The sequence below is a fragment of the Acidovorax sp. Root219 genome (assembly GCF_001428665.1).
Lineage (GTDB): Bacteria > Pseudomonadota > Gammaproteobacteria > Burkholderiales > Burkholderiaceae_C > Acidovorax.
This window is the reverse complement of sequence record NZ_LMIJ01000015.1, coordinates 55,305-65,879: the sequence shown is the minus strand read 5'-3', so window position 1 is coordinate 65,879 and position 10,575 is coordinate 55,305. Positions and strand designations below refer to the sequence as shown.

Below are 10,575 nucleotides of genomic sequence, written 5' to 3'. Positions count from 1 at the left end.
CGCTATCCAATCAGGCAAGTTCGCTTTAAGTGAACGGCATTACGGCCGAGGCCGCGTTTTTTCGTAACAGGCACGATGCATGCAATGGAAATCAGAACTTTCCTACATGCACGCGAGTCAGTTCCTGCAATGAAACGCACTGCCCTCCTGCTCTCACTGGTCCTGGCCCTGGCGGTCAGTGCTGGTTGCTCGACCCTCGATGCCAAGCAGCGCGAGTGGATCTTCCAGCCCAGCAACCGCAGCTGGGGCGGCACGGGGGTGACCGAAGGCATGCAGGACGTGTGGATCGACTTCGCATCGCGAGCGACGGACAAGGCGGAGCGCCTGCACGGGCTGTGGATGCCCTCGGACCGTGCAGACGCACCGGTGCTGCTGTACCTGCATGGTGCACGCTGGAACGTGGCAGGCTCATCGCCGCGCATCCGGCGCATGCACGCACTGGGCTTTTCGGTGCTGGCCATCGACTACCGGGGGTTTGGCCAGAGCAGCGCCGGCCTGCCTTCGGAGGCCATGGCCGCCGAGGACGCGCACGCTGCCTGGGACTGGCTGGGCCAGCGCCACCCCCAGGCGGCGCGTTACATCTTCGGTCACTCGCTGGGCGGGGCCATCGCCATCGACCTGGCCCGCGAGGTCAAGGACGAAAAAGGCGTCATGGTCGAGGGGACCTTCACCAGCATCCCCGAGGTGCTCAGCACCTTCAAATGGGGCTGGTTGCCGGTGTCGGCATTGATCACGCAGCGCTTCGAATCGGTGCGCAAGGTCTCGGAGATCGGGTCCCCGCTGCTCGTGGTGCATGGCAGCCAGGACAGCCTGATCGCCCCGGCGCTCGGGCGCAAGCTGTACGACGCCGCCCAGGAGCCCAAGCGCTTCGTGCTGGTGGAGGGGGGATCGCACCACAACACCAACGACGTGGGCATGGAGATGTACCGCGAGGCCTTGGTCTCGCTGTTCCATCTCACGCCGCCCGGCTACGAGGGCGATCCCGCGCCCATCGTGGGCCTCAACGCCGAACGGCCTGCGCCAGCGCCGACCACGCCTTGAGCGTGAGCGCCTGCGTGGCCGCAGCGCTGGCAACCGGGTGCGAGGAGAGCTTGACGACCACCATCTCGGCGGCCGGGTTCACATGGATCATCTGCCCATGGATGCCTGAGGCCTCGTAGGCGCCGTCGGCGTTGTGCAGCACCCACCACTGGTTGCGGTAGCTGTAGCCGGGCCGCGCGGTCTGGATGCCCCGGAACTGGAACTTGGTGCGGTCGCCGCCCTTGGCCGTGTCGTCGATCACGGCCTTGTCGAAGATCTTCTGGCCGTTGAAGCTGCCGCCCAGGCGCAGCATTTCGCCAAAGCGCGCCAGGTCGCGCGCCGTGGCGTTCAGGCCCGCGCCCTGCAGCGGCGTGCCCACACTGTCCACCATCACATGGGCGTCCTCCTCCATGCCCAGCTTTTGCCAGATGTTCTCGCCCATCAGTTCCGCCCAGTGCCGGCCCGTGGCGCGCGAGACGATCCAGCCCAGCACCTCGGAATGCACGGTGCGGTAGACGAAACCTTCGCCATGCTCGCCCTCCTTCCTCAAGGTCTTGAGGAAGTCGTAGATGTTGGTTGCACCCTGGTAGCCCGGTGGGCGCGGCAGCATGCCGGCGGACCAGCTGTAGCCGAAGATTTCAGAACCTGTTCACGATCTCGCAGGGGATCGCGTTGGAGCGCAATCGGGATGAGTGGATGCTTCGGGTGCGCCGCATGGGCTCGTGCCCATGCAAGCAGCCGGGGCGTCCAATCGCCCGATTTCGCTCTAACCCGAAGGGCAGTGGCCTTGGCGGGCGGTCTGCGGCGTTGCGGCGCTTGTTGATAGCCGGGCTATCAACTGCGCACCGCGCCTTGCACACCACCCGCCAAGGCCGCTGCGCGACCCCTGGGAGATCGTGAACAGGTTCTAAGTCGTCGGGTCGGTGTACACCTCGCGAAAGCGCACGGCCCCGGTCATGTCCATGACCTCGCGCACTTTCATGTCGCCCCATGCCGAATCGGCCAGCTCAGGCACGTATTTCGTGACCAGCGCTTCGGGGTCGATCTTGCCCTCGTGCGCCAGCTGGGCCGCCATCAGCCCCGTGAAAGACTTGGTGACCGAGAACAGCAGGTGCGGCGTCCAGGGCTTCATCTGGTTGTCGTAACGCTCGAACACCACCTTGCCCTTGTGCAGCACGACGATGGCGTCGGTGTAGGTGCGGGTGAGCCACTGGTCCACGGTGATGGGCTGGCCCTTGTCGTCGTCGAACGAGAACGCGCCCAGCGGGCGCGGGTCGGCCGGCAGGGCCGATGCAGGGGCCGCGCCCCGGCGGATATTGCGCGTGGGCTGCAGCTCGCGCAGGTGCTGCAGGGCCCAGCGCATCTGCGGGTACTTGTAGGAGTTGCTCAGGTCCACGCGCTGCGCGCCCTCGGGCGGAAAAGTGCCCATGTAGCCCAGCTTGTCGAGCGAGACAGATTCGGGTGCCGGCAGGGCCGGTGCAGCGGGAGCGGCCGCAGGCGAAGCCGGCGCCGCAGCGGGCGCCTGTGCGTGGGCGGCTGCCAAGGCCGCACCCAGCACCGCAACCAGCGCTGCACGGGCCAGGGTGCTCAGGGGGTTGCGAAATGGGGAGGGGGTCAGGGGGTGATTGCTGCGGTGCATGCGCTTGTCTCCTGTTGTTGTGGTGAGGGCCTGGCGTCCAGTGCCGCGATGCACTGTAGGGCGCGCATGGGCCCGGCAATGTCGTGCAAGCGACGCGAAAGCCCCGTGCGCGGGTTTGTCCCGACCCATCTGGTACGCTCAGACAGATATGTCTGCCACCTTCGCCACCGCCCGCCAACCGGCCGCGCCCGCTGCCATTTCCCCGGCCCTGGCCATCCTGATACTGGCACTGCTGCTGAGCATCCAGCCCGTCACCACCGACCTGTACCTGCCGGCGCTGCCAGCCCTCACGCGCAGCCTGGGTGCGCCCGTGTCCGCCGCCCAGCTCACCCTCAGCGGCCTGCTGCTGGCCTTCGGCTCTTCGCAACTGGTCTGGGGCCCGCTGTCGGACCGCTTCGGCCGCCGGCCCATCCTGCTGGTGGGGCTGTCCATCTACACTGCGGCATCCATCGGCAGCGCGCTGGCGCCCAGCATGTCGCTGCTGATCCTGTGGCGCATCGCCCAGGGGGCGGCCATGGGCTCGGTGGTGATGTGCGCGCGTGCCATCGTGCGCGACCTGTACACCCCGCTGGAGGGTGCACGCGCCATGTCCAAGGCGCTCACCGGCCTGGGCTTCGTGGCCTGCATCTGCGCGCCGCTGGGCGGCCTGCTGGCCGAGTGGCTGGGCTGGCGTGCCTCGCTCTCGGCCCTCACGGTGTATGCCGTGGCCACGCTGGCCCTGGTGGCCCTGCGCCTGCCCGAGACCCTGGTGCACCGCAACCCGCGCGCCCTGCAGCCCCGCACCCTGCTGGCCACCTGGCTGCAGGTGCTGCGCCACCCGACCTTCTGGGCCTTTTCGCTGCAGACCACGGCCACCTATGGCGGGCTGTTCACCTTTCTCGCGTCATCGTCCTTCGTGTTCATCGATGTGCTGGGCCTGTCGCGCACGCAGTACGGCGGGGCCATGGCATCGGCCTGCGTGGCCTATTTTGCGGGCACCTTCCTGTGCCGAGGGCTGCTGGCCCGCTTCGGACTCAAGCGCTCCGTGGCCATTGCGGGCGGCCTGAGCCTGGCAGGCGGCACGCTGATGGGGCTGGTCGCCTTCATGGGCTGGCACCACCCCGTGGCACTGCTGCTGCCGTTCTACCTGTTCATGCTGGCCCATGGCATCCACCAGCCCTGCGGGCAGAGCGGCGCCGTGGGGCCGTTCCCCCAGGCGGCGGGCGTGGCCTCGGCGCTCAACGGCTTCATGATGATGCTGGCGGCCTTCGCCATCGGCGGCTGGCTGGGCCTGCGCCTGGATGGCACGGTGTGGCCGCTGGTCAACGGCATCTGGTTCTGGTCGGTGGTGCTGGCCGTGATCTCGTGGACGCTGGTGCAGAAATTCGGAGATCCCGGTGAGCGCGCCTGAACACCTTGCGGCCATCGCGCTGGCCGGCCCCACGGCCTCGGGCAAGACCGCTGGTGCCCTGGCGCTGGCAGCCGTGCTTGCGCCGCGCATGCCGGTGGAGATCATCAGCGTGGACTCGGCACTGGTCTACCGCGGCATGGACATCGGCACCGCCAAGCCCACGGCGGACGAGCTGGCCGCCGTACCGCACCACCTGATCGACATCCGCGACCCGCTGCAGGCCTACAGCGCTGCCGAGTTCGTGCAGGACGCCACTCGGCTCATCGCCGAGATCCGCGCGCGCGGCGCGCTGCCGCTGCTGGTGGGCGGCACCATGCTCTACTTCAAGGCGCTGTTCGATGGCATCGACGACATGCCCGCTGCCGACCCCGCCGTGCGCGAGCGCATCGAAGCCCAGGCCGCCGAACAGGGCTGGCCCGCACTGCACACCGAACTCGCGCGCGTGGACCCGGTCACCGCCGCGCGCCTGGCACCGGCTGACAGCCAGCGCATCCAGCGCGCGCTGGAGGTATGGCATGTCTCGGGCCGCCCGCTGTCGAGCTTTCACTCGGCCAAGGACCGCGCCCCCAGCCAGGTGGCGGCAGACACCGCCCTGTTCAGCCTGGAACCCGATGACCGCGCCTGGCTGCATGCGCGCATTGCCCTGCGCTTCGATGCCATGCTGGTGGCCGGCTTTCTGGACGAGGTGAAGGCCCTGCACGCACGCGGCGACCTGCACCCGGACCTGCCCTCCATGCGCTGCGTAGGCTACCGCCAGGCCTGGGAAAGCCTCTACGGCCCCTTCCCCATGGACAGCCTGCGCGAGCGCGGCATCGCAGCCACGCGCCAGCTCGCCAAGCGCCAGATCACCTGGCTGCGCAGCATGCCCGCGCGCCATGCCATCGCCTGCGACCATCCCGATGCCACGGCCGCGCTGGTGCAGGCCGTGTTGGCACGGCTGGATGCCGCCGCGCCATGACGGCCACACTCACCGTCAGCGGCCTGGGCAAGCACTATGGCGAGGCCACGGTATTCGCTGGTGTCGACTTTGCCGTGCAGCCCGGCGAGTTCGTGGCCATCGTGGGCGACTCGGGCGTGGGCAAGTCCACCCTGCTCAACTGCCTGGCGGGCCTGGATACCTGGGACACCGGGCGCATCACGCACGGCAGCACCGACCTGGGCACGCTCGACGACACGGCGCGCGCCCTGTGGCGGCGCGCACACGTGGGCTTCGTGTTCCAGGCCTTCCACGTGCTGCCGCATCTGGACGTGGCGCAGAACGTGGCCTTGCCTTTGATGCTGCTGGGCCAGAAAGATGCCGCGCGCGTGCAGCACATGCTGGCGGCCGTGGGCTTGGCCGAGCTGGGCGCGCGCCTGCCGCAGCAGCTCAGCGGCGGACAGCTGCAGCGTGTGGCCATTGCCCGAGCCCTGGTGCACCGCCCGGCCCTGCTGCTGGCCGACGAGCCCACCGGCAACCTCGACCCCACCACCGCCGCCCGCGTGATGGACCTGCTGCTCGCGCAGACGCGCGAACACGGCGCATCGCTGGTGCTGGTCACACATTCTGATGCGGCCGCCGCGAGGGCCGACCGGGTGCTGCGGCTGCGCAGCGACGGCATCGGCGCGGGCTGACTGCGCCAGGCCCGCCCGCCATGCTCGCCCTGCTGCGCACCTTCTCCTGGCAGGACCTGCGCCACCACCCCTGGCGCAGCCTGGCAGCCGTGGTCGCCGTCATGCTGGGCGTGGCGCTGGCGTTTGCGGTGCATGTGATCAATGCCTCGGCACTCGATGAGTTCTCGCAGGCGGTGCGCGCCGTCAACGGCCAGCCCGACCTGGAACTGCGCGCGATGCAGGGCAGCCTGGACGAAGCCCTGTACGGTCGCCTGGCCACGCACCCGCAGGTGGCCCGGGCCAGCCCGGTGCTGGAGCTGTCGGCGGTGGCGGCGCCCGCGGGTGCATCAGGCGCCCAAGCCGCGCGCGTACCGCTGCGCGTGCTGGGGGCCGATGCGTTGCTGCTGCCCGCCGTGGCCCCGGCACTCCTGCCGCGCCCCTGGGCCCAGGCAGACCGCTTCGCACTGTTCTCGCCCGCCACGGTGTTCCTCAATGCTTCGGCGCTGCAAGCACTGGGGCTGTCCACCGCACCTGCCGACGCGGGGGCGCCGCTGCCGCAGATCACCCTGCACACGGGCCTGCAGCGCCTGGCGGTGCGTGTGGCAGGCACGGTGGGCGCAGGCGGTGCGCCGCTGGCGGTGATGGATATCGGTGCCGCGCAAGATCTGTTCGGCCGTGCCGGGCAACTGACCCGCATCGACCTGCAGCTGCAGGCGGGCACCGACCGCCAGGCCTTCATGCAGAGCCTGCGCGCCCTGCCCGGCTGGCCCGCGCAGGCCGTACTGGCCGAGCCGGGCGATGCGGCGCAGCGCATCAGCAACCTCTCGCGTGCCTACCGCGTCAACCTCACGGTGCTGGCGCTGGTGGCGTTGTTCACGGGGGCCTTCCTGGTGTTCTCGGTGCTGGCGCTCAGCGTGGCACAGCGCGGGCCGCAGTTCGCGCTGCTGGCCGTGCTGGGTGCCACGCCGCGCCAGCGCCTGGCCCTGGTGCTGGCCGAATCGGCGGCGCTGGGCGTGGTGGGCAGCGTGGCCGGCATCGCGCTGGGCACGGGCCTGGCCGCAGCGGCGCTGCGCCTGCTGGGCGGGGACCTGGGCGGCGGCTATTTCGCGGGCGTGCAGCCGGCGCTGCAGTGGAGCGCACCGGCTGCGGCCATCTATGGCGCACTGGGCCTTGCCGCCGCACTGGCCGGTGGCTGGTGGCCCGCGCGCGCGGCGCAGAGCCTGCCACCCGCGCAGACGCTCAAGGGCCTGGGCAGTGCCACCACCAGGGCCGACCGGGGCACCGTGGGCCTGGCCCTGGTGGCGGCAGGCGTGGCGCTGTCGTTCGCGCCGCCCCTGGGCGGCATTCCGCTGGCAGCCTATGGCGCCATTGCGCTGCTGCTGGTGGGCGGCATCGCCTTGCTGCCGCGCGGCATGGCGGCGCTGCTGGCACGCCTGCAGCCGCTGGCCGCGCAACACACCCTGCCCCTGCTGGCACTGGAGCGCGCGCGCCGCATGCGCGGCAGCGCCGCCATTGCCGTGGGCGGTGTGGTGGCCAGCCTGAGCCTGGCCGTGGCGCTCACGGTGATGGTGTCGAGCTTTCGCGGCTCGGTCGCGCAGTGGCTCGATGGGGTGCTGCCCTCGCCGCTGTACGTGCGCTCGGCGCTGGGCGGCGCAGGCAGCGAGGCCGCCCTGCTGCCCGCTGGCCTTGCCGAAGCCGTGGCGCAGCTGCCGGACATCGAGCGCGTGCAGTCGCTGCGTGCCAGCCCGCTGCAGCTCGACCCCTCGCGCCCTGCGCTCATGCTCATCAGCCGCCCGCTGGGTGCCGACCCGGCGCGCCAGCTGCCACTGGTGGGCACGGCCCTGCCGGTGCCCGCCGGCAGCATCGGCATCTACATCAGCGAAGCCGTGGTGGACCTCTATGGCCTGGCGGCCGGCATGCAGTGGGATGGGCTGTCGCGGGCGTTCAGCACCCGGGTGGACGCACCGCGCTTCTTCGTCGCCGGAGTCTGGCGCGACTATGCACGCCAGTCGGGCGCAGTGGCACTGGACCGGGCCGACTACCTGCTCCTCACGGGCGACGCGCGCACCAGCGACCTGGCCCTGTGGCCACGCGAGGGCGCCGACCTGGCGGCATTGCAGCAGGCCATCCGCGACCTGGCGGCGGCCCGTGGCGCAGGCGAGCTGCCCCTGGAGTTCATGTCCGCCAGCGCGATCCGCGAGCGCTCGCTGCACATCTTCGACCGCAGCTTTGCCGTCACCTACTGGCTGCAGGCCGTGGCCATCGGCATTGGCCTGTTCGGCGTGGCGGCCAGCTTCAGCGCGCAGGTGCTGGCGCGGCGCAAGGAGTTCGGCCTGCTGGCGCACCTGGGCCTGACGCGCCGCCAGATCCTGGCCGTAGTGGCGGCCGAGGGCGCCGCCTGGACGGGCGTGGGCGCCGTGGCCGGGGTGCTGCTGGGCCTGGCGGTATCGGTGGTGCTGGTATACGTGGTGAACCCGCAGAGCTTTCACTGGACCATGGACCTGCGCATCCCGGGCTGGCGCCTGGCGGCGCTGTGCGCGGCCGTGGTCATCTCGGGCACGGTGACCGCCTGGCTGGCCGGGAGGGCCGCTGCGGGGCGCGATGCGGTGATGGCCGTCAAGGAAGACTGGTAAGTCCATGGGCAGGTGGTGGGCACTGCGAGACAATCCCCCCATGACCGTTGCCAAGACCCTCCCGCCCGTGCATGCCAGCGCCTGGCTGCACAACGCCATTGCCCGCATCGAAGCCGACTACCAGCGCAGTGCCGACACGCACCTGATCCCGCTGCGCATGCCCGCCTATGGCGCGCATGGCATCGACCTGTACCTCAAGGACGAATCCACGCACCCCACGGGCAGCTTGAAGCACCGGCTGGCGCGCTCGCTGTTCCTGTATGCGCTGTGCAACGGCTGGATCAGCGAGGGCTCGACGGTGGTCGAATCCTCCAGCGGCTCCACCGCCGTGAGCGAGGCCTACTTCGCGCGCCTGCTGGGCCTGCCCTTCGTGGCCGTGATGCCGCGCACCACCTCGCCCGAGAAGATCGCGCAGATCGAGTTCCATGGCGGCCGCTGCCACCTGGTGGAGAGCGCAGGCCAGGTGTACGAAGAGGCCCGCGCCATCGCCGAGCAAGCGGGCGGCCACTACATGGACCAGTTCACGTACGCCGAGCGCGCCACCGACTGGCGCGGCAACAACAACATCGCCGAGAGCATGTTCACCCAGATGGCGCGAGAGCCCCACCCCGTGCCGCGCTGGATCGTGGTGGGTGCGGGCACGGGCGGCACCAGCGCCACCATCGGCCGCTACCTGCGCTACCAGCAGCACGCCACCGAGGTCTGCGTGGCTGACCCTGCGGGCTCGGTGTTCAGCGCCTACCACCGCACGGGCGACGCCACGCTGACCGCTTCCGGCTCGCGCATCGAGGGCATCGGCCGCCCGCGCGTGGAGCCGAGCTTCATCCGCACCCTGGTGGACCGCATGCAGGAAGTGGCCGACGTGGAGTCGGTGGCCGCCATGCAGGCGCTGTCGCAGTTGCTCGGGCGCCGCGTAGGGCCCTCCACCGGCACCAACTTCGTGGCCATGCTCACGCTGGCGCGCGAGATGCGCGAGCGCGGCGAACAAGGCTCCATCCTCTCGCTGCTGTGCGACGCAGGCGAGCGCTACTTGCCCACGTACTTCAACGCCGAATGGGTGGCGAAGAATTTCGGTGACTGCACGGCAGCGCAGCGCAAGGTACAGGCACTGATGGACTGACCGGGTCCATGCGCATGCGGCAGTTGATGTTTCCCCCTTTGCCAGCTGACCCTACGCGCCGCAAGGCGCTCGTGCTGGGCATGGCAGGCGCCATGGGTACAGCCGCCTGGAGCAGCGCTGCCCATGCGCTGCCGCCGCGCACTCTGGCCTTTCCCCGCGACCACGGCAGCCACCCCGAGCTGCGCACCGAGTGGTGGTACATCACCGGGTACGCACTGGCAGGCGGCCGCGGATGGGGCTTCCAGGTCACGTTCTTTCGCTCGCGCGTGGATACCGCACAGGGCATCCAATCGGCCTTCGCGGCCAAGCAGTTGCTGTTCGCCCATGCGGCACTCACCGACCTGAAAGGCCTGCGCCTGCACCACGACCAGCGCATCGCCCGTGCAGGCTTCGGCGTGGCCCAGGCCAGCGAGGCCGACACGGCCATCCGCCTGCAGGACTGGAGCCTGGTGCGCAGCGATCGGTCCGATGGCCAAGGTGGGCACTATGCCGCGCGCATCCAGGGCGAGCACTTCGGCCTGCAACTGGAGTTCGACGCCACCCAGCCTGTGCTGCTGCAGGGCCGTGAGGGCCTCTCGCGCAAGGGCCCCGAGAGCACCCAGGCCAGCTACTACTACAGCCAACCTCAGTTGGCCGTGGGCGGCACCATAGTGCTCGATGGCAAGCGCATGGCCATCGACCCAGGAGGTGGCCGCGCCTGGATGGACCATGAGTGGAGCGAGGCGCTGCTGCACCCCGAGGCGCAGGGGTGGGACTGGATCGGGATGAACCTCCTCGATGGCAGTGCGCTCACGGCGTTCCGGTTGCGGCGTGCGGATGGGTCTGCGCTGTGGGCCGGAGGGTCGTTTCGTGCCCCGGGGCAGGTGGCACGCGTGTTCGATGCAACCGAGGTGGCGTTCACGCCCGAACGGTGGTGGACGAGCGCTGTGAGCGGGGCGCGGTATCCGGTGCAGTGGCGGGTGCAGACGCCCGTGGGGGTGTTTCTGGTGCGCAGCCTGCTGGACAACCAGGAGCTCGATAGCAGTGCGTCTACGGGGGCTATCTACTGGGAGGGGTTGTCGGAGTTGGTGCGGGAGGGGACGGTGGTGGGGAAGGGGTATCTGGAGATGACGGGGTATGCGAGGGCTTTGAAGTTGTAGTTGGTGGTTGGTGGTTGGTGGTTGCAGCATGCCTGTGCTGAGGA

7 protein-coding genes and 2 pseudogenes are annotated in these 10,575 nt (G+C 70.0%); 7 read left to right on the top strand and 2 right to left on the bottom strand.

The features are described 5' to 3' along the window. Window positions 1-129: 129 nt before the first annotated feature. A complete protein-coding gene (locus ASE28_RS18255) occupies window positions 130-1,041 on the top strand; it encodes an alpha/beta hydrolase (RefSeq protein ID WP_057267910.1) in 912 nt (303 codons plus the stop codon). Here the strand turns inward: ASE28_RS18255 and ASE28_RS18250 are convergent. After that, a pseudogene (locus ASE28_RS18250) lies at window positions 1,001-1,660 on the bottom strand (serine hydrolase domain-containing protein); the annotation flags it as partial. The gene ASE28_RS18255 and the pseudogene ASE28_RS18250 sit on opposite strands and share 41 nt — an antisense overlap. A 270-nt stretch (window positions 1,661-1,930) precedes the next feature. Then, window positions 1,931-2,659 (bottom strand): annotated as a pseudogene (locus tag ASE28_RS18245) (serine hydrolase domain-containing protein); the annotation flags it as partial. Window positions 2,660-2,807: 148 nt separating this feature from the next. Here ASE28_RS18245 and ASE28_RS18240 point away from each other — a divergent pair. From ASE28_RS18240 to ASE28_RS18215, 6 genes are read left to right on the top strand one after another with little or no spacing between them, the layout of a single operon-like run. After that, complete coding sequence (locus ASE28_RS18240) at window positions 2,808-4,049, top strand: multidrug effflux MFS transporter (protein ID WP_057267909.1); 1,242 nt, start codon at window positions 2,808-2,810, stop codon at window positions 4,047-4,049. Then, window positions 4,036-5,007 carry a tRNA (adenosine(37)-N6)-dimethylallyltransferase MiaA gene (gene miaA, locus ASE28_RS18235; RefSeq protein ID WP_057267908.1) on the top strand — a complete coding sequence of 324 codons (972 nt, stop codon included), beginning with the start codon at window positions 4,036-4,038 and terminating at the stop codon, window positions 5,005-5,007. The genes ASE28_RS18240 and miaA overlap by 14 nt, the downstream gene beginning before the upstream one ends. Next, on the top strand, window positions 5,004-5,660 hold the full coding sequence (locus ASE28_RS18230) for an ABC transporter ATP-binding protein (RefSeq protein ID WP_057267907.1): 657 nt from the start codon (window positions 5,004-5,006) through the stop codon (window positions 5,658-5,660). The genes miaA and ASE28_RS18230 overlap by 4 nt, the downstream gene beginning before the upstream one ends. Before the next feature lie 20 nt (window positions 5,661-5,680). After that, on the top strand, window positions 5,681-8,272 hold the full coding sequence (locus tag ASE28_RS18225; RefSeq protein ID WP_057202199.1) for an FtsX-like permease family protein: 2,592 nt from the start codon (window positions 5,681-5,683) through the stop codon (window positions 8,270-8,272). Window positions 8,273-8,312: 40 nt separating this feature from the next. After that, a complete protein-coding gene (locus ASE28_RS18220) occupies window positions 8,313-9,392 on the top strand; it encodes a PLP-dependent cysteine synthase family protein (RefSeq protein ID WP_057267906.1) in 1,080 nt (359 codons plus the stop codon). Between the two features lie 26 nt (window positions 9,393-9,418). Then, window positions 9,419-10,531, top strand: a complete 1,113-nt coding sequence (locus tag ASE28_RS18215) for a lipocalin-like domain-containing protein (RefSeq protein ID WP_200963967.1) — start codon at window positions 9,419-9,421, stop codon at window positions 10,529-10,531. The last annotated feature ends 44 nt before the right edge of the window (window positions 10,532-10,575 follow it).